Source organism: Actinophytocola sp. (assembly GCF_035712165.1).
Taxonomy (GTDB): domain Bacteria; phylum Actinomycetota; class Actinomycetes; order Mycobacteriales; family Pseudonocardiaceae; genus DASYTH01.
On sequence record NZ_DASTBH010000333.1, the window covers coordinates 1 to 22,869 of the forward strand.

20 protein-coding genes and 1 tRNA gene are annotated in these 22,869 nt (G+C 71.6%); 14 read left to right on the plus strand and 7 right to left on the minus strand.

Going from position 1 to position 22,869, the window contains the following annotated elements; all coding sequences use genetic code 11:
• Positions 1-436 (plus strand): aminoglycoside phosphotransferase family protein (locus VFO68_RS18670; RefSeq protein ID WP_325159595.1); only part of this gene is annotated, 436 nt, incomplete at its 5' end.
• Positions 437-521: 85 nt separating this feature from the next.
• Positions 522-3,818 carry a S8 family serine peptidase gene (locus VFO68_RS18675; RefSeq protein WP_325159596.1) on the plus strand — a complete coding sequence of 1,099 codons (3,297 nt, stop codon included), beginning with the start codon at positions 522-524 and terminating at the stop codon, positions 3,816-3,818.
• Here the strand turns inward: VFO68_RS18675 and VFO68_RS18680 are convergent.
• On the minus strand, positions 3,803-4,333 hold the full coding sequence (locus tag VFO68_RS18680; protein ID WP_325159597.1) for a hypothetical protein: 531 nt from the start codon (positions 4,331-4,333) through the stop codon (positions 3,803-3,805). The genes VFO68_RS18675 and VFO68_RS18680 overlap by 16 nt on opposite strands.
• 262 nt (positions 4,334-4,595) lie before the next feature.
• Between VFO68_RS18680 and VFO68_RS18685 the strand changes: the two genes are divergently transcribed.
• The 5 genes from VFO68_RS18685 to VFO68_RS18705 all read left to right on the plus strand — a co-directional run bounded on the left by VFO68_RS18685 (position 4,596) and on the right by VFO68_RS18705 (position 8,376).
• Positions 4,596-5,375, plus strand: a complete 780-nt coding sequence (locus VFO68_RS18685; RefSeq protein WP_325159598.1) for a helix-turn-helix domain-containing protein — start codon at positions 4,596-4,598, stop codon at positions 5,373-5,375.
• Positions 5,376-5,451: 76 nt separating this feature from the next.
• Positions 5,452-5,607: a hypothetical protein gene (locus VFO68_RS18690; RefSeq protein WP_325159599.1), complete on the plus strand. Its 156-nt coding sequence runs from the start codon at positions 5,452-5,454 to the stop codon at positions 5,605-5,607.
• A gap of 118 nt (positions 5,608-5,725) precedes the next feature.
• Positions 5,726-6,280 carry a DUF5987 family protein gene (locus VFO68_RS18695; protein WP_325159613.1) on the plus strand — a complete coding sequence of 185 codons (555 nt, stop codon included), beginning with the start codon at positions 5,726-5,728 and terminating at the stop codon, positions 6,278-6,280.
• Positions 6,277-7,914 (plus strand): GMC family oxidoreductase, encoded by a 1,638-nt coding sequence (locus tag VFO68_RS18700; RefSeq protein ID WP_325159600.1) that lies wholly within the window; start codon positions 6,277-6,279, stop codon positions 7,912-7,914. The genes VFO68_RS18695 and VFO68_RS18700 overlap by 4 nt, the downstream gene beginning before the upstream one ends.
• A 153-nt stretch (positions 7,915-8,067) precedes the next feature.
• The gene (locus VFO68_RS18705; RefSeq protein ID WP_325159601.1) at positions 8,068-8,376 is read left to right on the plus strand and encodes a DUF6235 family protein; all 309 of its coding nucleotides are present in this window, start codon (positions 8,068-8,070) and stop codon (positions 8,374-8,376) included.
• 3 nt (positions 8,377-8,379) lie between these two features.
• On the opposite strand, the gene VFO68_RS18710 is transcribed toward VFO68_RS18705, so the two are convergent.
• Positions 8,380-9,522 carry an ArsR/SmtB family transcription factor gene (locus VFO68_RS18710; RefSeq protein ID WP_325159602.1) on the minus strand — a complete coding sequence of 381 codons (1,143 nt, stop codon included), beginning with the start codon at positions 9,520-9,522 and terminating at the stop codon, positions 8,380-8,382.
• A 139-nt stretch (positions 9,523-9,661) separates the two neighbouring features.
• Here VFO68_RS18710 and VFO68_RS18715 point away from each other — a divergent pair, with 139 nt between their 5' ends.
• A complete protein-coding gene (locus tag VFO68_RS18715; protein WP_325159603.1) occupies positions 9,662-10,741 on the plus strand; it encodes a serine hydrolase domain-containing protein in 1,080 nt (359 codons plus the stop codon).
• Here VFO68_RS18715 and VFO68_RS18720 read toward each other — a convergent pair.
• The gene (locus VFO68_RS18720) at positions 10,728-11,384 is read right to left on the minus strand and encodes a methyltransferase domain-containing protein (RefSeq protein WP_325159604.1); all 657 of its coding nucleotides are present in this window, start codon (positions 11,382-11,384) and stop codon (positions 10,728-10,730) included. The two genes, VFO68_RS18715 and VFO68_RS18720, sit on opposite strands and share 14 nt — an antisense overlap.
• A 237-nt stretch (positions 11,385-11,621) precedes the next feature.
• Here VFO68_RS18720 and VFO68_RS18725 point away from each other — a divergent pair, with 237 nt between their 5' ends.
• Both VFO68_RS18725 and VFO68_RS18730 read left to right on the plus strand, forming a co-directional pair.
• Entirely contained in the window at positions 11,622-13,058 is a 1,437-nt protein-coding gene (locus tag VFO68_RS18725; protein WP_325159614.1) for a peptide ligase PGM1-related protein, read from the plus strand.
• Between the two features lie 69 nt (positions 13,059-13,127).
• Complete coding sequence (locus VFO68_RS18730) at positions 13,128-13,937, plus strand: siderophore-interacting protein (RefSeq protein ID WP_325159605.1); 810 nt, start codon at positions 13,128-13,130, stop codon at positions 13,935-13,937.
• Between the two features lie 11 nt (positions 13,938-13,948).
• Here the strand turns inward: VFO68_RS18730 and rho are convergent, their stop codons facing one another.
• The 4 genes from rho to VFO68_RS18750 all read right to left on the minus strand — a co-directional run bounded on the left by rho (position 13,949) and on the right by VFO68_RS18750 (position 17,146).
• Complete coding sequence (gene rho / locus VFO68_RS18735; protein WP_422652904.1) at positions 13,949-14,980, minus strand: transcription termination factor Rho; 1,032 nt, start codon at positions 14,978-14,980, stop codon at positions 13,949-13,951.
• Between the two features lie 215 nt (positions 14,981-15,195).
• Positions 15,196-15,268, minus strand: a tRNA-Thr gene (locus VFO68_RS18740).
• A gap of 16 nt (positions 15,269-15,284) precedes the next feature.
• The gene (locus tag VFO68_RS18745; RefSeq protein WP_325159607.1) at positions 15,285-16,229 is read right to left on the minus strand and encodes a threonine ammonia-lyase; all 945 of its coding nucleotides are present in this window, start codon (positions 16,227-16,229) and stop codon (positions 15,285-15,287) included.
• A complete protein-coding gene (locus tag VFO68_RS18750) occupies positions 16,229-17,146 on the minus strand; it encodes a hypothetical protein (protein ID WP_325159608.1) in 918 nt (305 codons plus the stop codon). The genes VFO68_RS18745 and VFO68_RS18750 overlap by 1 nt, the downstream gene beginning before the upstream one ends.
• Before the next feature lie 162 nt (positions 17,147-17,308).
• Between VFO68_RS18750 and VFO68_RS18755 the strand changes: the two genes are divergently transcribed.
• From VFO68_RS18755 to VFO68_RS18770, 4 genes are all read left to right on the plus strand, one after another.
• Positions 17,309-18,745 carry a trehalose-6-phosphate synthase gene (locus VFO68_RS18755; protein WP_325159609.1) on the plus strand — a complete coding sequence of 479 codons (1,437 nt, stop codon included), beginning with the start codon at positions 17,309-17,311 and terminating at the stop codon, positions 18,743-18,745.
• Between the two features lie 17 nt (positions 18,746-18,762).
• Entirely contained in the window at positions 18,763-21,291 is a 2,529-nt protein-coding gene (gene otsB, locus VFO68_RS18760; protein WP_325159610.1) for a trehalose-phosphatase, read from the plus strand.
• Between the two features lie 16 nt (positions 21,292-21,307).
• Positions 21,308-22,030: a hypothetical protein gene (locus VFO68_RS18765; protein WP_325159611.1), complete on the plus strand. Its 723-nt coding sequence runs from the start codon at positions 21,308-21,310 to the stop codon at positions 22,028-22,030.
• Between the two features lie 88 nt (positions 22,031-22,118).
• Positions 22,119-22,850, plus strand: a complete 732-nt coding sequence (locus VFO68_RS18770; protein WP_325159612.1) for a hypothetical protein — start codon at positions 22,119-22,121, stop codon at positions 22,848-22,850.
• Positions 22,851-22,869 lie beyond the last annotated feature (19 nt).

Consider the following 22,869-nt stretch of genomic DNA (forward strand, 5'->3'; position numbering starts at 1 on the left):
ATTTCGGCCGCTGCACGAGATGTGCGACCTGTGGGCGGCCGAGTTCGAGGAGAAGTACGCGGCCGCACCGGAGGTGCTCGACCCCGGGGTGGCCAGGGCCGGCATCGCGCTGTTCCGGTCGCTGCCCCGGACGGCGGACTCCACCGTGCTGCTGGGCACGGACGTGCACGGGGCAAACATCCTGGCCGCCGAGCGGGAGCCGTGGCTGGTGATCGACCCGAAGCCCTACCTCGGCGACCCCGCCTACGACGTGCTGCAGCACATGCTGAACTGCGAGGACCGGCTCTACGCCGACCCGGCCGGGCTGGCCGACCGGATGGCCGGGCTGACCGGCCTGGACCCGGAGCGGGTCCGGCTCTGGCTGTTCGCCCGGTGCGTACAGGAGGCGCCGGAGTGGCCGGTGACGCGCGCCGTGGCCCGGCGGCTCGCGCCCTGAGACCGCAACCTCCCTTCGGCTCTTGACGCCGCGTGAACGCCTGCACTTGATTGAGTGACAGGGCTGCGGGGTTTGGAGGCGCGCGGTGACACGGAAACTGCTCACGATCCTGACCGCCGCCGCCCTGGGAGTCCTGGCGGTGCCGCCGGTCGCGGCAGCGGCCGCGCCGGCCGCGCGACCGGGCAGCGAATACCTCGGCGCGGTCACCTTGATCAGCGGCGACCACGTCACCGTGCGGCGGGTCGGCGCCCGGCTGGTGCCCGAGGTCGCGCCGGGCCCGGGTCGCGAGCACGTCCACTTCGCCACCTCGGCCACCGGCGAGGAACTGCAGGTGGTGCCGAACGATGCCTGGGCCGCGCTGAACGCGGGCCGGCTCGACCGGCGCCTGTTCGATGTCGCCGCCCTGCTGCGGGACGGGTTCGGCGACGCCGGAAGGTCCGACCTGCCGCTGATCGTGCGCGGCGGGCCGGGCGCGCTGACCGCCGGGGGCGCCACGGTCACCCAGACGCTGTCCACTGTGGACGCCGTGGCGGTGCGGCAGCCCAAGGAGAGCACGGCCGACTTCTGGGCCGCCAACCGCGACGCGAGCCGGATCTGGCTGGACGGGCTGCGCCGGCCCAGCCTGGACCACAGCGTCCGGCAGATCGGCGCACCCGCCGCGTGGCGCAAGGGTTTCACCGGCGCCGGCGTCCCGGTTGCCGTGCTGGACACCGGAATCGACGACACGCACCCGGACTTCCGCAGGCGGCTGGCCGGCATCCGCAACTTCACCACCGACCCGGACAGCCACGACCTGGTCGGCCACGGCACCCACGTCGCGGCCACGATCGCCGGCAGCGGCCGGGCCTCGGACGGGCGGTTCACCGGTGTCGCCCCGGGCGCGACGCTGCTGATCGGCAAGGTGTGCACCGGCGGCGGCTGCCCGGAGTCGGCCATCCTGGCCGGGATGGAATGGGCGGTGGCGTCCGGAGCGAAGGTGGTCAACCTCAGCCTGGGCGGACCGGACACCGCAGGCGAGGATCCGCTCGAGGTCGCGGTGAACCGGCTGTCCGCCGCGCACGGCACGCTGTTCGTGATCGCTGCCGGCAACGACGGCGGGTACGGCGCGGAAACCGTGTCCTCACCGGCCAGCGCGGACGCCGCGCTGGCGGTCGGTGCGGTGGACGACGAGGACGTGCTCGCCGGGTTCTCCGGGCGCGGCCCCCGGGTGCACGACGCGGCGCTCAAACCGGAGATCCTCGCGCCCGGCGTCGCGATCATGGCGGCCCGGTCCCGGTTCTCCACGCTGGGCAAGCGCGGCGAGCGGTACACCGAACTGACCGGCACCTCGATGGCCACGCCGCACGTGGCCGGGGCGGCGGCGATCCTGGCCGGGCAGCATCCGGACTGGCCGGGCGCGCGGCTCAAGGCGGCGCTGATGGCTTCGGCGGCGCCGCTCGAGTCACCCGACGGCTACCAGCAGGGCGCCGGACGGGTGGACGTGGCACGCGCGGTCCGGCAGCACCTCTACACCGAGCCGGCGGCCGTCTCGTTCGGCCGGACGACCTGGCCGCACCAGGACGACACTCCGGCGGACCGGACCGTCACCTACCACAACACCGGCCCGGCGGCCCGGACGCTGCGGCTGTCGCTGGCCACCCACGGCCCGGACGGCACGCCGGTGCCGGACGGCCTGTTCCGGCTGTCCGCGGGCGAGATCACCGTGCCGGCCGGCGGCTCGGCCACCGTCACGATCACCGCGGACACCGCGGTGCAGGCGGCCGAGGGCACGTTCAGCGCCCACATTCTGGCGGTGGACGGCGGGATCCGGGTGTCAACGCCGGTCGCGGTGGACCGCGAACCGGAGAGCTACGACCTGACCCTGCGGCCGGTGGACGCCACCGGAACGCCGACCGATCTGCACTTCTCGCTCGTGTTCGGGGTGGACCGGTACCGGTATCGGCCGGTGCCCGGCATCGGCGGATCCGGGACGCTGCGGGTCCGCGCCGGCCGCTATCACCTGGACGGCACGATCGCCACGGCCCGCCCGGACGGCACCGGGTTCGACTCCGGCAAGGTGACGATGCCCACCGTGGACGTCACCGCGGACACCACCGTGGTGCTGGACGCGCGCGCCGCCCGGCCGATCACGGTCACGTTCGACCGGCCCGGGGTACGCGACCGGGTTGTCAGCGCCGGCTACGGCCGGTTCACCAATGAGGGCACGCTGTTCACCGGGGTGCTCGGCGACACGTTCGACCGGATCCAGATCGGCCAGGTCGGGGATCCGTTGCCGCGCAACGAGTTGATCGCCGACATCGGCGGGATGTGGGCGGTCGGCGAACCGGCCGTCAGCACCGTGACCTACAACCTGGTCTGGTTCGGCTACGGGTCGCTGCCGACCGGGTTCGTCCGGCACATCGCCGATGCGGACCTGGCGCGGGTGCAGACCACCTACCGGGCGCAGGCCAACGGCAGGAGCGCCACCAAGGTGTGGCTCGTCCGCGAGCCGGAGTTCGGTGTCGGCACCGGGCACGGGTTCGGGTTCACCCTGCCGTTGGAGCGCACCGAGTTCCACAACACCGACGGGCTGGTCTGGTCGGCGGAGTTCCAGCAGTGGCGGCTGGTGAAGAAGGTGGTGCACACCGAGACGGTGCTCACCGGCGGCGTGGTCGACCACCAACCCGGACAGTCCGCTGTGGAGAGTTGGAACACGGCGGTGTTCGGGCCCGGCTTCAACGCCGAGAACGAGTACGCCAGCCGGTTCGACAACCTGCTCGCGTTCAACATCCCGATGTACGCCGACGGCGAGCCGACCCACATCGGTGAGTCCGAACTGGACTCCGGGTCGACCGCGCTGTACCGGGACGGCGTCCTGGTCGGCGAGAGCACGCAGGCCGGCCGGGGACAGTTCGAGGTGCCCCCGGAACCGGCCCGCTACCGGCTGGAGTCCCAGGCCCGCCGGGACGGCGTGTCCCGGTTCTCCACCAGGATCTCCTGCGTCTGGACGTTCACCTCGGCTCGCCCGCCGGACCCACCCGATCCGAAGACCGCCGGCAAGGACAAGGAGGGCAACGGGCTGCCGCTGCTGACGGTGCGGTTCGCGCCGCCGAACCTCAACGCCCGCAACGAGATCCGCGCGAACACGGTGGAACTGCCAATCACCGTGCAGCGTCAGGTCACCGCCCCGCCGGCTGCGGTGGCGGACCTCGCCGTGGAGGTCTCCTTCGACGACGGCCGGACCTGGCGGCCGGCGCCGGTCACCCGCGGCCCCGATCCCACCGCCACCGCACGGATCGACCACCCACGCGGCGCGCACTACGTGTCGCTGCGCGCCCGGGCGGCCGACGCGGCCGGGAACACGGTCGAGCAGACCATCATCCGGGCCTACCGGACCGTCTGATCGGGTCCGATCCACAGCCAGGCGGCGCCGGGGCTCGGGTCGGCCCGGTGCAACCGGCCGAGCGCCGGGTCGGGCGGGCCGGGCCGGGCCACGTTCTCGTGCAGTGCGGCGGACAGCAACACCACCACATTGGCCTCGGGGTTGCGGGCCATGGCCAGCCACAGCGGGTCGCTGCCCAGCAGCCGGTCGAGCCGCCCACTGCCGGCGCCGATCGCCATCCGCAGCCGCATCCGGTCGGGGAACCGGAGGTTGTCGGCCGCGAGCCGGTTCGCCGTCGCCATCAGCAGGCCGGGCAGTGTCCGGGCGGGATCCACCTCGTCGGGCAGCACCACGGTCAGCCGCGCGCCGCCGATGTCGGTGCCGTCGGCCCGGCCGGCGTCGACCCGGACATCGCCCAGCGTCCCGGTGACCACGGTGCGCAGCCGGTGCTCGATCTCGTCCTGCGCGGCGGCCGGCCGTAACTCGAACCCGACCACCTCGACGGCGAAACCAAGCCGTGAAGTACGCTCTGCCACCGGGTTCGGCATGCACCCGAACCTAGCCGACCCGGCTGTTGACTCCACAAAACACGCATGTTCTTGTCCGACCTTTGTCAATGTGGACAAGACGCGTGAGCAGCTCATGGCCGGCCGGTGAGCAATTCATGTTTTGGCCGTGGCCGGCTAACTCCTCGGCGAACCGGCTTTCTGGGACCGTTGACAGACCCGTCGTACCAACGTGTTGGGATGTGGTCATGTGTGCGGACCGCGCTGGAAACTGGTGGTGGACCACCGAGGCGTGACGATAGCCGGGGACCGGTTCCAGCTCACGACGACGCGGCCGCCGGCCGGCGCCGAGTCCGGCGCTGACGACCTGCTCGTCGACGAGCTCACCCCGGCCCAGCTGGAGTCGGCGCTGTCCGAGCTTGAGTCGATGACCCGCCGTACCTACGGGCAGTTCTGCGTGGTGGGCCGGGCCCTGGAGATTCTCGGCGAGCGATGGGCGTTGATGATCGTCCGGAACCTGCTGGTCGCCCCGAAGAGCGAGGCCGAGCTACGGGTGGGGCTGCCGAGGATTCCGGCCGAGGCGCTCGGCGCCCGGCTACGGGAACTGGAGCGCACCGCGATCGTGTGGTCGGTGCCGGGTCCGGACAACGAGTTGGTGTACCAGCTGACCGAGTACGGCCAGGAGTTGGACGAGATCATCGTGCGGCTCGGCCGGTGGGGCGCGCGGTCGCTCGGTACCGCCCGGCCGGACGAGGTCATCACGACCGAGTCGCTCGTCTCCGCGCTGCGGGTGGCGTTCCAGCCGGATGCGGCCGAGGGCATCGCCATGCGCATCGACATCCAGGTCGGCACGGAGGTCGTGCAGGTCCGGGTTTCCGGCGCGATGCTGCACATCTCCGTTGACAGCCGGTCGAAGGGCGCCGATCTGATGCTCGAGCCGGTGCTTCCGGTGATGCACCTGCTCTCCGGTGAGTTCGACCCGGCCGAGGCGGTGGCTACCGGCAGTGTGCGGGTCGGGGGCGATCCCGCGCTGCTGGTGTCGTTCACCCGGATCTTCCGGTTGCCTGGATAGCAATCTGTAGGTTGTTTCACCGAACTCACTCGCCTTACCGTCGTAGGTGTCGTCATACAACCTGCGAGGTGAAGCGATGAGTATCGTGGTCATGCACCGAGTAACGGACACCCGCGCCGGCGCGCCGCACAACCTGGCCGTGGCACGCAGGGCCGGCCGCCGCCGCCGGCAGCGCCCCGACCCGGCCGGCCGCCGCCCGGCCAACCGCAACCGCCGCTCCGCACCGAAGTGACCGTGCGCGCCGACGAGCACATCCCGGCACGGGCGAAGAAGACAGCACCCCGCCCCGATTTGCATCCTGGTGTCGATACGCACTCCAGGCCGGAGGTGCCACTTTGCAATCGGGTCCGCTGGACGAAGAGCAGACGAAGACCATGACGTTGGAGGCGTTCGCCGACACGATCATTCCGGGCGAGAAGCGCGCCGACGATGATCACGCGATCGCCGGCGTCTCGGAGGGCGGCGGGGCGGTGGCGGCCGGCGCGCTCGAACTGCTGCACGACCCGGCCGCCGGGGTGGCCGTCGGCCTGCCCTACCTGGCCATCGCGCTGAACGGGCACGCCAAGACCTATGCGGACGAGCGCGGGCTGGAGCTGGACGGCTCGCTGCCCGCCTTCGTCGCACTGTCCTATTCGGACCGTGCGGCGCTGATCGAGATCCTGACCGCGCCCGGGCACCCGGAGAAGGACGGCTGGGTGCTGCTCGCGCTGTTCTGCAACATGTCCTTCGACGTGGCCCCGCACATGCACACGAAGGACGCGTTCGACGCCGGCCATCCCGGTCTGCTGGCCATGGGCTACGCCCGGCCGGGCGAGGACGGGCTGTACCGCTTCCCCGAGTACTCCTACGGCATCGAGCTGGCCAAGCGTCATCCGGACACCAACGAGTGGGGGAGCCTGGCATGACCGCGACCGAACGCACCGACGTGCTCGTGATCGGCAGTGGCTTCGGCGGCTCGATCGCGGCGTACTACCTCGCGGCCGGCGGCGCCAAGGTCACCATCCTGGAGCGCGGGCCGTGGTTGGACGCCAACGACTTCGACCACGACTACCTGCTCGGCTCGTCCTACACCCGGGTGTTCGACTTCGTCGCCGGCGACGGGATGAGCGTGCTCGGCGGCAACTGCGTCGGCGGCGGCAGCGTGGTCTACTTCGCCGCGCTGCCCCGCGCGCCGCGGTTCGTCTTCGAGCGGACCGGCGGCACCGGCAAGCGGCTCTGGCCGGCGGCGATCAACCGGGACACCCTGGATCCCTGGTACGACCGGATCTCCGAGGCCATGCCGGTCACCCAGCAGACCTGGAACGACGTGACCTACGCCGGCGGGCTGTGGGCCGCGGCGTGCGACCACTCCGGGCACACCGCGAACCCGGTTCCGGTCGGGGTGGACAACAGCAAGTGCGTGAACTGCAACTGGATGATGGCCGGCTGCCGGTTCGATGCCAAGCGCTCCCTGCTGTTCAGCTACCTGCCCGGCGCCGTCGCGCACGGCGCGGAGATCCGGCCGTTGCACGAGGTGCAGCGGATCGCGAAGACCGACGACGGCGGCTTCCGGGTGCACTACCGGATCGTCGACGAGCTGGACTACCGCATCCTGCACGACGAGGCCGCGATCGACGCCAAGATCGTGATCGTCGCCGCGGGCGCCGGGGCCACACCGCCGATCCTGCAGCGGTCCGAGGCGGATCTCGGCCCGATGCCGCACGGTGTCGGCCGGTACTTCTCCGGCAACGGCGAGCGGCTCAACACCGCGGTGTTCGACGACGACAAGGTCCGCGAGGTGCTCGGGCTGTCCCGGGCCGAGGGCGTCGGCTACCGGGCCAACCAGATCGGCAAGGGTCCGGTGGTGGCCTGCTGGGACTACCTGGACCCGGCCCGGCCCGAGTTCAGCCGGTTCTCCCTCGAGCAGCTGTACTTCCCGCCCGGCCTGGGCACGATCCTCGCGCAGGCGCCGGACGCCACCGGACCGACCTGGTTCGGCAAGGAGAAGAAGGAGATGCTCAAGCGCTGGCAGGACTGGCTGATCATCTTCCAGATGACCGAGGACAACAACGAGGGCGTCTTCGGTCCGCCGCCGCCGACCGGTAACGCGATCCGGCTCTCCCAGCAGATGCTCGGCCGCGGGCCGCTGCGCTACGACCCGACCCCGGAAACCCTGCGCGGCTGGGCCGAAGCGGACGCCGCGTGCAAGGAGATCCTGGAAAAGGACGGGCTGGCCAAGGTGACGCCGTGGACCAACGACGTGGTCGGCGCGTACACGGTGCACCCGCTGTCGTCCTGCCGCATCGGCGACGATCCGGCGACCTCCGCGCTGGACGACCGGCACGAGTTACGCGGTCACCCGGGGATCTTCGTCACCGACGGGTCGGCGGTGCCGACCGGCGTCACCGTCAACCCGGCGCTCACCATCGGCGCGCTCGCCGAACGCGCGGTGCCGGCGATCGTGCGGGCCGCCCGGGATCGGGGCGTCGACGTCAGCTACGGGGCCCCGCTACCGGTCAATGCCACCAGCACCCCGCTACGGAGAATTCCGGCCGCGTAAATCGCGTCCACGCCAACCAAGGGCCGCACCCGCAACGGGTGCGGCCCTTGTTGTTTCGCAGAGCACGACAGAAGAACCCATTTAGTTGCGTGACGCAACTTAGCCCTTTATCCTTTAAGTAGCTTCAAAAAACCAACTACGTGAGGACCTCCCATGGCGAAGAACTACCGGCTCACCGACGGCACCGAGCAGCTCGACGCCTGGAGCGAGCAGGCCGGCCAGGCCGCGAAGAACGCGCTCTACAAGGCGCTGTTCGCGGTCACCGACGGCTCCGTGTTCCGCGCCTACGGCGTGCTGCCGGACCGGCAGAGCGCTCAGGAGCACTTCGTCCTCGTGCGGGAGGATCTCGTCCTCAAGGTCTCCTTCACCGACGAGGACGCCTTCGCCATCCGCTACATCGGCGCGCTCGACGGCGCCCCCGGTCTGGACCTGAGCCTGGATTTCGACGTCGACACGGCGTAGCGCTCAACCCAACATCTGGGCCAGCCCCTCGGACAGGTCGGCGATCGAGTCCCGGGCCAGTCCGTAGTAGACGTAGTAGCTCTGCCGCTGCGGCCGGACCCACCCGGCGTCGGCAAGGAGCTTGAGGTGCTTGGAGATCGCCGCCTCGGTCAGCCCGATCAGACCGGCGATCTCCCGGGTGGACCGGGGCCGCTGGGCCAGCAGTTGCAGCACCTGCAGGCGGGTGGCGTCCCCGGCGGAACGCAGCAGCTTCAACAGATGCTCGGGCGGCACCGGCGCCCGGCCCTCGCGCTGCATCTCGGCCAGCGCGTAGCAGACCAGCACGGTGGTCCGGCTCCGCCCGTCGCGCGGATCCCGCTGGGCCACGGTGACCAGCTCGGGCCAGACGAAGTGCGACGGCACCAACAGAATCTGGTCCGCCTCGGTGAGGTGCAGGTCGAGCGGGGCGCCCTCGCGGCCCGGCCGGGGCGGCGCGATCAGCACGTCGCCGGTGTCCGGATCGACCCGCACGTGCGGGGACAGGTCGGCCAGCATCCAGGCCAGGCCCCGGCGGGACACCGCGCGGCCGCGACGGGCGATGTCCTCGCGCAGCCGGGTCTGCAGGCCCGGCCACTCCGGCGCGAGGCAGCTTTCCCAGTACTCGGCCAGAAAATCGGCGAAGGCCGCCCGGCAGCGCTCCGGATCGTCGAGCAGTTCGCGCAGCACCGGCACCGACGGGGCGTGCCGGGACTCGACCCGGGCCAGGGCCGCCGCGCGCAGTTCGGCGCTGCCCAGAAACTCGGCCAGCGGAACCCGGCGGCCGAGCATCCGCTCCAGCAGCGCGCCGTGGGTCAACTGTTCGGCGAACTGTTCCACCGGCGCGCCGCGCAACGCGGACAATTCTTCCGGCCAGGTCCGGATATCGTCCGCCGGCCAGATCTCCCGAAATACCAACGGCCGGTCGAGATACCAGAACGCATATTTTTCGACGGCCTCGCGCAGCCCGGCGGGCAGCCGGGCCCTGGTGCGCAGCGCCCACGAGATATGCAGCGGGTGATGCTTGACGTCGCTGAGAACATGCAGGCTGCGCAGCGCCTCCTGGCCCGGTGAGCAGCCGAAGGCGACCAGGTCGGCGCCCGGGCCGGCCAGCCGCAGACGCATCGTCATCGCCCGGTCACCCGGCTCCGATCAACTGATCGGTTGAACAGTTGGATCATGACACCACCCTAACGTAGCGTCCTTTCCCAAGCCAGAAAGGAATTCGCCAATGACCATGCGACGCCGCGTTTTTCTGGGAGGATTACTGATGTCGCCGATTGTCGCCGGCTGTTCCGGGCCGGACCCGCGAGCACCGCAGCCGGCCGACCGTTGGCAGACGCTCGACGAGTTCCTGAAACAGCGCGCCGCGGCCGGCGAGTTCTCCGGCACGGTCCTGGTGCGCAGTGGCGAGCGGACCGTCCTGGAACGCGGCTACGGCATGGCCGACCGGGACCGCGGGATCGCCAACACACCCCGGACCCGGTTCAACATCGCCTCGCTCGGCAAGATGTTCACCGCGGTCGCGATCGCGGATCTGGCCGCCACGGGCCGGTTGTCGTTCACCGACCCGGTCGACCGCTACCTGCCCGGGTTCGCCGGCACGATCACCCTGCACCACCTGCTCACGCACACCGCCGGGTTGGGCGACGTGCCGCGCGAGCCCGGCGCGCCGGCCGCCCTCGCCGACCTGGCGGCGCGGATCGCCGAGACTCCACCGCGGTTCGAGCCGGGCGCCCGGTTCGCCTACAGCAACGCCGGTTTCGTCGTGCTCGGCGCGGTGCTCGAGAAGGTCACCGGCGCGCCCTACGCCGACCGGATCCAGGAGCGGGTCCTCGCGCCGGCCGGCATGACCGAGACCCGGCTCCACCCGTACCGGGCCGCCGAGATCCCGGACATGGCGCACGGTTACGTGTTCGTCGGCGCGGATGGGCGGCCGCTGCCACCCGGCCCCGGCCCCCGGACCGGGACGCCCAGCGACACCGCGGGCGAACCGCAGATCGTCAACCCGGCAGGCGGGGCCAGTTCCACGGCCGGCGACCTGCTGCGCTTCGCCGGGGCACTGCTCGGACACCGCCTGCTCGACCCCGCCCAGACCGACACCGTGCTGACCGGCAAGGTGGACAGTCCCCGCCCGGGCGGCGCGGAGCGGGACCGGTACGGCTACGGCTTCAGCGACCGCCAGGTGAACGGGGTCCGCGTGGTCGGCCACAACGGCGGCACGCCCGGCTACGAGGCACAGCTCGACATCTACCCGGACCGCGGCCACACCGTGATCCTGCTGGCCAACCAGGACTCCGCCCTGGTCCCCGCGCTTCGCCGCACCGAGGAGCTGCTCACCGGGGCGTGATCACCAGCATGTGCCGGGCGCCGCGCTGGAACCGGTAGTCCACCTCCCGCAGCCGGGTCCGGTGCCCACCCGCATGCAGCTCGCCCCGCAGGGTCGTCAGGAACGGCACGCTGTCCCCGCTGCCCGCGACGACCAGTGGAAAGATCCGCACCTCCCGCCGGGCCACCCGGACCAGCTCGGCCAGCGCGCGACGGTGCCAGCCCACGCCGAGGGTGTCGGCCCAGGTGAACAGCAGGTGCGAGCACAACACCAGCTCGAAGCTGCCGTCGGCGAACGGCAGGTCCGGCAGCGCCCCGGCGACGTACCGGCCCGGCCACGCCCGGATGTCGGCAAGAAAGGCCCGCGCCGCCCCAGCCCGCATTCCCTTACGCCGCACCGCATCCCCGTACCAGCTCCAGTCGAACCGGTCCCGGTGCGCCTCGATCATCCGCTCCCCGTCCCCCAGCGCCGCCAACACCCGCCCGGCCAGCGCCACCGGCCCCAGCCGGTACGCCGGATCCACCGCCATGACCCGCTTTCCGGCCGACTCCGCCACAAAACTCGACCCACCCGCACAGCAGTCCAGCACCGACCCCGACAGGTCCGCGTCGGTGAGGTCGAACATCGCCCGGTACTCCTGCGCCGCCCGGGAGGTGATGAGCATCCCCGTTTTCTACCAAACCACGCGAACGCCGGGTGACCGTCACCCGAAAGTTGGCAATTCTGGCACCTGATTCGCCACTATCCTGATGATTTCGCCGGGGGTTTTCTACCGAGAGATCTGGGACGCATGATGGACGATGTCGGGGAACGCGCCTCCTTTCGGGTGATTCAACGCCGGCTCCGGGAACCGTTCGGCACCCATGGATCACCGCCGCGCACGGTGGTGGTCGTGCCGAGCATGACGATGGACAGCGCCGGTCTGGCCAAGATTCCGGGAGTCAATCACTACGAGGAAAGGTTTTTGATATTCCTGCAATGGCTGCGAAGGCCGGGCACGAACATCGTCTACGTCACCAGCGAACCGATCGCACCCGCAATACTCGCCTATATCCTGGACCTCCTGCCGGGGTGCGGCGGCGCCGCGACCCGCCGGCTGACCATGCTGGACTGCGGCAGCCGGGCACCGGTCCCGCTGAGTGCGAAGGTTCTCGGCCGGCCCGATGTCGTCGAGGCGATCCGGGCGGCGGTGCCCGACCCGGCCGACGCGGTACTGCTCGCCTTCAACGGTTCGCCGGTGGAGCGCGCGCTCGCGGTACGGCTCGGCATCCCGCTCTACGCCCCGGACCCGGACCTCGCGGCGCTGGGCTCCAAGACCGGTTCCCGGCGGCTGTTCGCCGAGGCGGGCATCCCGATGGCGGACGGGATCGAGGATCTGCGCGGCGAGGCCGATGTGGTGGCCGCGCTGGCCGAACTGCGCGGCCGGGACCGCACCCTCGGCACCGCGCTGGTCAAGCTGAACGACAGCTTCGGCGCCGGCGGCAACGTGCTGTTCTCCTTCGCCGGCGCGCCCCGGACCGGACTGACCGGGTGGATCCGCCGCGAACTGCCGGCCCGCGCGGAGTTCGCCTCGCCGCCGGACACCTGGGAGACGTACCGGGAGAAGCTGGACGCCATGGGCGCCGTGGTGGAGCGGTTCGTCGAGGCGGCGCAGACCGCCTCGCCCTCGGCTCAGGTGCTCCTGGCCCCGGGCGGCGCTGTGCGGGTGCTCGCGGCACACGACCAGGTGCTGTCCGGCCCGAGCGGGCAGATCTTCGTCGGGTGCCGGTTCCCGGCCCGGGCCGGCTACCGCCGCGAGATCCACCGGCTGGCGCTGCGGGCCGGCCGGAGCCTGGCCGGGCACGGGGTGGTCGGGCTCGTCAGCGTCGACTTCCTGTGCGCCCGCACCGGCCCGGGCTGGCGCCACTACGGGTTGGAGATCAACCTGCGGATGGGCGGCGGCACCGCGCCGTTCTTCACGCTGCTCGGCCTGGCCGGCGGCGACTGCGACCCGGTGACCGGGCGCTACCTCGACGCCACCGGCCGACCCCGCGCCTACTTCGCCACCGACCGGCTGCACCGGGCCGAATACCAGGCGCTGGACCCGGCGCAGGTCATCGCCACCCTCGAGCGGTCGGGTCTGCGGTACGAGCCGGCGAGCAGCACCGGCGTGGTCGCCTACATGCTCGGCGCGCTGGAGATCGGCCGGTTCGGCATCGTGTCGATCGACACCGGCGCCGCCGCGGCCACCGCCCGGTACCGCCGGGTGGTCGCCGCGATCGACGCCGCGGCGGCCGGCCGGGAGGTTAGCGTGCCGGCCCCACGGCGCCGGCCAGCTCGTCGAATACGGCCCGGTTGAGCCAGGCCCGTCATGACATCACCTGCTCGCTTAAGTTAGGATCGCCTCACCTAACTAAAGGGGCCGCTGATGTCGCGGGGGAACCTGCACGCCACCCGGATCAAGCCGGCCACGCCGGACCTGCTGACGCTGCACGTGCTGCGTCGCGAACGCCTCTCGCCGCACTTCGTCCGGGTCACCCTCGGCGGCGGGGACATCGCCCGGTTCGAGCCCATGGGCTTCGACCAGTGGTTCCGGCTGTTCCTCCCGGTCTCGGACGACTCGCTGTCCCGCGCGCCGCGCCGGTTCACCACCGCCGCGTACCTGAGGTACCTGACCGTCGCCAAGGCCAACCGGCCCATCCTGCGGAACTACTCGGTACGCGCGTACCGCCCCGACGGCCCCGAACTCGACGTCGACTTCGTCGTACACGACCCCGCTGGCCCTGCCGCCACCTGGGCGCAGACCTGCACCGAGGGCGACCCCGTGGCGATCCTCGACGAGGGCATCGGCTTCAACCCGCCGCCGCTGGTGCGCCAGTTCCTTTTCGCCACCGAGGAAAGCGGACTTCCCGCGCTGGCCGGCATCCTGTCCAGCCTGCCGCACGACGCCCGCGGCCAGGCCTTCATCGAGATCCCCGGCCCCGAGGACCGCCAGCCCCTCACCGCCCCCGCCGGCATCGACATCACCTGGCTGGTCCGCGACCCCGCGACCGACACCCCCGGCCGGGCCGCCCTGGCCGCCGCCACCGCCGCCCCGCTACCCGACGGCCCCTGCTACGGCTGGGTCGTCGGCGAGTCGACCCTCCCGGTCACCCTCCGCCGCCACTGGCTCGCCAACGGCATACCCCCCAACCACATCATGTTCTGTGGCTACTGGAAGGCCCGCCGCGCCAACTGATCGCCGGGGTCTCAGGCGGCGCGCAGCTCGCCGAGGAAGGCGGCGTTGGACGGGGTGTTGCGCATCTTGTCCAGCAGCAGTTCCACGGCCTGCTGCCGGTCGAGTCCACCGAGCGTGCGGCGTAGCTGCCAGACCAGCGCCCGCTCGCGCGGGTCGAGCAGGATCTCCTCGCGCCGGGTGCCGGAGGCGTCCAGGTCGATCGCCGGGTAGACGCGCTTGTCGGCGAGCGCCCGGGACAGCCGCAGCTCCATGTTGCCGGTGCCCTTGAACTCCTCGAACAGGTTGTCGTCCATTCGGGAGCCGTTCTCCACCAACGCCGTGGCCAGGATGGTGAGCGAGCCGCCCTCGCGGACCGCGCGCGCGGCGCCGAAGAACCGCCGCGGCGGCAGCAGCGCGCCGGCATCGATGCCACCGGCCAGGATCCGGCCGCCGTTCGGCGCGATGTTGTTGTAGGCGCGGCCGAGCCGGGTCAGCGAGTCGAGCAGCAGCACCACGTCCCGGCCCTGCTCGACGAGCCGCTTGGCCCGCTCGACGGCAAGCTCGGCCACCGCGGTGTGGTCCCGGTCCGCCCGGTCGAACGTGGACGCGGCGACCTCGCCGGTGATCGACTCGCGCATCTCGGTCACCTCTTCGGGCCGCTCCCCCACCAACGCCACCATCAGCGCGCATTCCGGGTGGTTGGCCGTGATCGCCGCGGCGATGTCCTGTAACACCAAGGTTTTGCCGACCTTGGGCGGCGCGACGATGAGGCCGCGCTGGCCCTTGCCGATGGGCGCGAAGAGGTCGATCACCCGGGTGGTCGGCGAACCGTTCTCCAACCGGAGCCGCTCCCGGGGATGAATCGGGGTCAGCTCGGCGAACCGCGGCCGGGAGCGCCATTTCGCGTTACCGTCGACCGAGATCACGTTGCCGAGTCCGGCCGTGCCCACCACATGGTCACCGGCCCGCAGCCCGTGCTGACGCACCTGTGCGAGCGAGACCCGAACGTCCGCCGGCCCCGGCAGAAACCCGTTCGTGCGCAGATAAGCGGTCTTGTCGCGCACGTCGAGCAGGCCACTGACAGTCTCATGTAGACTGTCCGAGAATATTGTTTCTGGCATGGATATTCCTCCCCAAAGGGGTACGGGAGAACACACGCCGGCGATCGCCAGGCGGTGTTCGAATGAAGGGCGCGGATCACACGCGGCCAAGCCAGCCGTGCTCGCTGCCCGCCTACACGGTAGCAGCCCCCCGCACGCACTTCCACTGTCGAACTCGGAGCCGGTGGCGGGACTCGAACCCGGAACCTTCCGCTTACAAGGCGGGTGCTCTGCCAATTGAGCTACACCGGCGAGGGGTCTCGCGGGTTCATCTTAGGTGGTCGAGGTGTTCGGCGCGGAGGTTGCTGCCGGTGAGGATCACGGCGACCAGGTCGGCGGCAACCGGGTGGGCGGTGAGGGCCGCCAGGGCGGCGGCGCCGGAGGGTTCCAGGAGCAGGCCGAGGGTGGTGGCGGCCAGCCGCATGGCGGCGAGCATCGCGGCGTCGTCCACCAGCAGGATGTCATCCACCAGGGTGCGCATCCGGGTGACGGACTCGGCGATCGGATGGCTGATCGCGATGCCCTCGGCGATGGTGCCGGACGGGGTGGGGACCGGGTGGCCGGCGCGCCAACTATGAAACATGGCGGGCGCGGCGGTGGCGCACACGCCGATGATCCGGGTTCCCGGGGCCACGTCTTTCACCCACCGGGCGATGCCGGTGATCAACGCGCCGTCGCCGACCGGGACCACGATGGCGTCCGGCCGGTGCGCCGCGAGCAGTTCGACGGCGATGGTGCCGGCGCCCTCCGCGATGCGCGCGTCGTGGCCGTCGGTCACCAGCAGCCGGGCCGGGTCGGCGGCGACGTACTCCTCGGCGGCCGAACGGGGGTCGGCGACGGCGACGACGGACGCACCGAACGAGCGCATTCTGTCCAGTTTGGACGGACTGACCCCGGTGGGGGTGAACACGGTGGCGGGAATGCCTCGGGACCGGGCGGCATAGGCGATGCCCTGCCCGAAGTTGCCGGTCGACACGCACACCACGGGCCCTGGCGAGGAAAGCTGCCCAAGCAGGAAGTCGGTGCCGCGCCCCTTGAAGCTGCGCAACGGGTTCGCGGTCTCCACCTTGACCACGACCCGCCGGCCCAGCGCCGCGCCCAGCGTCTCGTCCAGATACTGCGGGCTGTTGCGGAACACCGGATCGATGACGCGCGCGGCCAACTCGATCCGCTCCAGGGAGAGGTCCGAGCCGGCCGGCGCGTCGTCGGGCATCAGGACTTCACCACCACCACTTCGTACTGCGGCGCGGTCGGCGGGATGCCGGTGTCGAAGTGCGAGTTCACCACCGCCAGCCGGTGGCCGAACTTCGCCGCCGTGGTCGGCACCGCGAACGCCGGGCTGGTGATCGTCTCCACCAGCCGGCCGCTGGACAGGTCGGCGGACAGCCGCCACTCACTGATCAGGTTGTCCAGGTTCTGCACCGCCCACAGCCGGCGGTCGTCCAGCACCAGCCCGTCGACGTTGGGCACGTCCACCCCGGCGATCACCGCGCTGGCCCCGGTCACCGGGTTGACGGTCATCACCTGCGCCAGCGTGGAGTGCGCCACGAGCAGGGTGCGTCCGGACGGCGTGGCCTGGATGCCGTTGAGGTTGAAGTCGCCGATGATCTCGGCAGCCGGCCCACGGAGCGGCAGCGTGCGGAACGCCCCGGGCACCCCACGCACCACCGGCACGAAGTACAGGACCGGGTTACGCGAGTCGGTGAAGTACGCGCCGAACGGGGTGAGCGCCACGTCGTTGACGAACGACGCGGCCGGGTCGGCGAAGTCGTACTCGGCGACGGTGGCCCGGGTGCGGGTGTCGTAGACGTAGCCCTTGCCCCCGCCGCCGGCCACGAACAGCAGGTTGCGCCGGGTGTCGGCGACCATGCCGACCGCGTTGCGCCCGTCCGGCGCGTCGATGAACAGTTCGGCGGTTCCCCGGCGGACGTCGCCGCGGAAGATGTCACCCCGGAACAGGTCGCCGGCGTAGAACGTGCTGCCGGCCCCGGCCGCGATGCCCTCCATCGAGCTCGCCCCGGGTAACACGATCACCTGATCCGGCCTGGTCGCCGACGCGGGCGCCGACAACACCGTGGTTGCCACGACCGCCAGCACCGGGACGGCGGTCAGTCGAGCGATTCTGCGCATGTGCCTGAATCCCTCCTGCGGATGGTCCCCTCCACCGGGCACCATCCTGCCGTGAGGATCAACACTGCGTGAACCTCTTTCCACCACCAGGCAATCCGCGCCCGTAGTGACTAACCTCGAACCGGGACGTGTGGTCGGCAATCCGGGGAGGGCTCGTTCACCGTGAGCAGCGACGGTTCCGGGGCCGAGTTCGTCGTGGTCGCCAACCGGCTGCCGGTCGATCTCGAGGAGCTTCCGGACGGCTCGAAGCGCTGGAAGCACAGCCCGGGCGGCCTGGTCAGCGCGCTGGCTTCGTTCCTGCGCAACAACAGTGGCGCCTGGGTGGGCTGGCCGGGGCTGGCCGGCGCCGAGGTGGACCCGTTCGAGGACGAGGGCATCTGGCTGCACGCGGTGTCGCTGACCGCCGCCGAGGTGCGCGACTACTACGAGGGCTTCTCCAACGCCACACTCTGGCCGCTCTACCACGACGTGGTCGCGCCGCCGGTGTTCGACCGCGCCTGGTGGGACAGCTACGTCAAGGTCAACCACCGGTTCGCCGACGCCACCGCCAAGGTCGCCGCGCAGGACGCCATCGTCTGGATCCAGGACTACCAGCTGCAGCTCGTCCCGGCGATGCTCCGCGAGCAGCGTCCCGACCTGCGCATCGGGTTCTTCCTGCACATCCCGTTCCCGCCGACCGAGCTGTTCATGCAGCTGCCGTGGCGGGCCGAGATCATCCGCGGGCTGCTGGGCGCCGACCTGGTCGGCTTCCACCGGCCCGGTGGCGCGCAGAACTTCCTGTGGCTGGCCCGAAGGCTGCTCGGGCTCGACCCCAGCCGGGGCACGGTCGGGGTGCGCACCCGGCCCGGCGTCGTCCAGGTCGGCGACCGCCCGGTCCGGGTCGGCGCGTTCCCGATCTCGATCGACTCGGTGAACCTGGACTCGGTGGCCCGCAGCCGGCCGGTGATCCAGCGCAGCCAGCAGATCCGCGCCGATCTCGGCAACCCCAAGAAGGTCGTTCTCGGGGTGGACCGGCTGGACTACACCAAGGGAATCGACATCCGGCTCTATGCCCTGCAGGAACTGCTCGCCGAAGGCCGGGTGGATCCGGCCGAGGTGATGATGATCCAGCTCGCCACGCCCAGCCGGGAGCGCGTCGAGCACTACCAGCGGATGCGCAGCGACATCGAACGGATGGTCAGCCGCATCAACGGGGAGTTCGCCCGGGTCGGCCGCCCGGTGGTGCACTACCTGCACCAGTCGATCGACCGGCACGAGCTGGCCGCGTTCTACTCGGCGGCCGACGTGATGCTGGTGACCCCGCTGCGGGACGGCATGAACCTGGTCTGCAAGGAGTACGTGGCGTGCCGGCACGATCTGGGCGGCGCGCTGGTGCTCAGCGAGTTCGCCGGCGCCGCGGCAGAGCTGACCAGCGCCTTCCTGGTGAACCCGCACGATCTGGACGGGGTCAAGAACGCCATGGTGGCCGCCCTCGCGATCGATCCCGCCGAGGGTCGCCGTAGGATGCGCGCACTACGACGTCAGGTGCTGACCCATGACGTCGACCGGTGGGCCCGATCCTTCCTCGAGGCCCTGGGACCGGAGCAAACCCAGCCCTGATCTCAAGGGAGACGGCGTTGACCGCAGATGCACTGACCCCTGAGCTGCGGCGGGCCATCGTCCAGCTCGCCCGCACCCCGCGCCTGCTGGTCGCCTGCGACTACGACGGGACGCTCGCGCCCATCGTGGAGAATCCCGAGCAGGCCCGGCCGCTGCCGGAGTCGGTCGGGGCACTGCGGTCGCTGGCCGGCCTGCACGAGACCACCACGGCGGTGATCTCCGGGCGGGCGCTGCGTGATCTGGCCACCCTGTCCCGGCTGCCCGCCGAGGTGCACCTGGTCGGCAGCCACGGCTCCGAGTTCGACATCGGCTTCGTGCACGCGCTCGACGACACCGCCCGCGAGCTGCACCGCCGGCTGGAGGACGAGCTGGAGGGCCTGACCTCCGACAGCCCCGGAGTGCACCTGGAGGTCAAGCCGGCCAGCATCGCCGTGCACACCCGGCGCGCCGAGCCGGAGGTCGCCGACCGGGTGGCCGGCGCGGTTCGGTCCGGCCCGTGCACCTGGGCCGGCGTGCAGGTCACCGAGGGCAAGCAGGTCATCGAGCTGGCCGTGGTGCAGACCGACAAGGGCCGCGCGCTGGACGTGCTGCGCCACCAGGTCGGCGCCACCGCCGCGGCGTTCCTCGGCGACGACGTCACCGACGAGAAGGCGTTCGCCCGGCTGTCCGGTCCCGACCTCGGGGTGAAGGTCGGCGGCGGCGAGACGCTGGCCGGCTTCCGCGTCCCGGACACCACCACGGTGGCCATGGCGCTGGCGTTCCTGTTGGAGGAGCGCCGCAACTGGCTCTACGGCGGCCAGGCGCCGCCGATCGAGCGGCTGACCATGCTGGCCAACGAGCGGTCGGTCGCGCTGCTCACCCCGGACGCGCGGCTGACCTGGCTGTGCCATCCGGAGCCGGACTCGGCGGCGGTGTTCGCCGACCTGCTCGGCGGGCCGTCCGCCGGGTGTTTCTCGATCACGCCGGAGCGCGGCGGCCTGCCGCTGGGCCAGCGCTACCTGCCGGGCACGATGACCGTGGAGACCCGCTGGTCCGGCCTGCTGGTGACGGACTACCTCGATCACTACGCGACCCTGCACCGCACCGACCTGGTCCGGGTGATCTCGGGCAGCTCGCCCGCGGTGATCGAGTTCGCGCCCCGGCCGGAGTTCGGCCAGGTGCAGGTCCGGCTGGTCGCCACCGGCGAGGGCCTGCTGGTGCGGGGCACCTCCGACCCGGTGGCGCTGCGCGCCCCCGGTGTCACCTGGCAGATCACCTCGGACGGCATGCACGACACGGCGCGGGCGGTGGTGGCGCCGACCGCCGAGCAGCCGGTGGTGCTGGAGCTGCGTTGCGGCACGAACAGCCTGGACGCGCACGAGGTGCCGGAGCTGGAGCGGCGCGGCCGGGCGTCGGCGTACTGGTCGGAGTGGCTGGCCACGCTGACGCTGCCGGAGGTCGAGCGGGATCTGGTGGCCCGGTCGGCGCTCACCCTGCGCGGGCTGTGCCACAGCGAGACCGGCGCGATCATGGCCGCGGCCACGACCTCGCTGCCGGAGGAGATCGGCGGCATCCGCAACTGGGACTACCGGTACTGCTGGCTGCGGGACGCGTCGATGACGGCCAAGGCGCTGGTGTCGCTCGGGTCGACGGCCGAGGCGGAGGCGTTCCTCGGCTGGCTGCACGGGGTGCTGACCACGCTGCCCGGGCCGGAGTTGCTGCACCCGCTGTACACGATCGCCGGCACCACGCTGCCGCCCGAAGCGGTGATCGACACGCTGCCCGGCTACGCGGGCTCGCGCCCGGTGCGGGTGGGCAACCTGGCCAACCAGCAGGTGCAGCTGGACGTGTTCGGGCCGGTGGTCGACCTGGTGGCGGCCCTGTCGGAGGTGCGGGGCAAGCTCACCGACGACGACTGGCGGATGGTCTGTGCCATGGCCGAGGCGGTCACCCGGCGCTGGCAGGAGCCCGACCACGGCATCTGGGAGGAGCGGCACCGCCCGCGGCATCACGTGTACTCGAAGGTGATGTGCTGGCTGACCATCGACCGGGCGATCCGGCTGGCCGAGACGCACGGTCGGGAGGCCGACCCGGGCTGGGCTCCGCTGCGCGCGGCGATCGCCGAGGACGTGCTGACCAAGGGCTGGAACGCGGACGTGCGTTCGTTCACGACCGCCTACGACGGACCCGACCTGGACGCGGCCACCCTGCTGATCGGCATGGTCGGGTTGATCAACCCGGGCGACGAGCGGTTCCACGACACGGTGACCGCGATCGAGGCGGAACTGCGCAGCGGGTCGACCGTGTACCGCTACCACCGCGACGACGGCCTGCCCGGCAACGAGGGCGGGTTCCACCTGTGCGCGGCCTGGATGATCGAGGCCTACCTGCTCACCGGCCGCCGGGCCGAGGCCGAGGACCTGTTCGCCCAGATCGTGGACGCCGCCGGACCGACCGGGCTGCTGCCCGAGGAGTACGACCCGATCGCCGAGCGCTCGCTGGGCAACCATCCCCAGGCATATTCTCATTTGGGCTTGATCCGTTGCGCCCAACTCCTGTCCAGCTGACCACTAACGTGGAGCCGTGGGGCTGGATGTGTATGTCGGGTCGTTGACCAGGTACCACCTCGGCGACTGGTTGACGATCGTGCAGCAGATGGGCGCGCACAACGGAATGACCGTGCGGATCATGCGGGACACGCCGCAGGAGCCGCCGGCGCCGGGCGTGGTGCTGGACGCGGTGAGCGCCTGGCGGGCGAGCCTGGCCGAGGGACTGGAGTGCCCGGTGGACTGGGCGGAGCGCCCGGACCTGCCGTACTGGACCGACAAACCCGACTGGGACGGGTTCGGCGCGGTGGTGCTGGCCGCCGCGTACGAGGTCGAGCCCGACCTGCGTCCGTGGACCGCGAACGAGATCGGCTGGAGCCAGCAGGAGCCGGACGATCCACGCCAGTGGGCCGCCGCGCCTGCCGTGGTCGCGGCGGCGACGCACCCGGAACCGTACGTGACGCTGCTGTCCGGTGTGGAGTGGTGGCTGCCGCTGCCCGGCGGTTGGGTGATCGAGGCGCCCCGCCCGCTCGGCGCGCCGGTGCGGATGGCGGCGGTGGAGCAGTTGGTCGCCGAGCTGGAACTGCTCGCCGGCCGGCTGGGCCTGACCGGGCAGGCGCACTGGCAGGAGGTCGGCCGCGCCGGGCCGCCGGAAGCCGGCGCGCCGGTCGAGGACGTGGCCCGGTTCGGCCTGTCCGTGCTGCTGCCGCTGGCCTACCAGGCGCACGAGGCCCGCCAGCCGCTGCTGCTCGACTACTAACACACGGTCCCGGCCGTCCACATGGGACCCCCTGCGTCGATGGCCCGGGTCAGGTCCGCATCCTGGGTCGCAGGCGAAGGGAGCGGCAATGGGCCTGGACGTGTACGTGGGGTCACTGACCCGGTACTACGCGGGTGACTGGTTGACTGCCATGCAGCAGTACGGCCGCGACAACGGCATCGACGTGCAGATCGTCCGGGACGCGCCGGACCCGGAGGACAAGGTCACCGACCCCGACGAGCTCCGGAAGGCGGTCGGCGAGTGGCGGGCCAGCCTGGCCGACGGGCTGGGTTGCGCGGCCGACTGGCCGGAGGGCGCGGACCTCCCGTACTGGACGGACCAGCCCGACTGGGACGCGTTCGGTGCCATCGTGCTCGCTGCCGCGTACGACATCGAGCCGCGCCGGGGCCCGAACGCCCCGCGCCGGCTGCCCCGGCCGCGCAAGCCCGACGACCCGTGCGACTGGGCGAGCGCCCCGGCGGTGCGTGCGGCCGCGACCCATCCCGAGCCGTACGTGACCCTGCTGTCCGGCGTGGAATGGTGGCTGCCGGTCTTCGAGGGTCCCAAGGTGTTCGCCGGTCAGCGCCCGGACGGCGAGATCGTCGGCATGGGCCGGATCGACCATCTCGTCGGCGAGCTCGAGTGGCTCGCCGGCCGCCTGGGTCTGTCCGACCAGGCGCGGCGCGACGAGGTTCGCGAGGCGGGCCCGCTCCCCGCCGGCGCTCCCGTCCTGGACGTCGCCCGCTACGGCCTGTCCGTGCTGTTACCCCTGGCCCGCCGCGCCCGCGACGAACGCCAGCCCCTGCTCCTCGACTACTGAGCCAACGGCGACTCGCCGG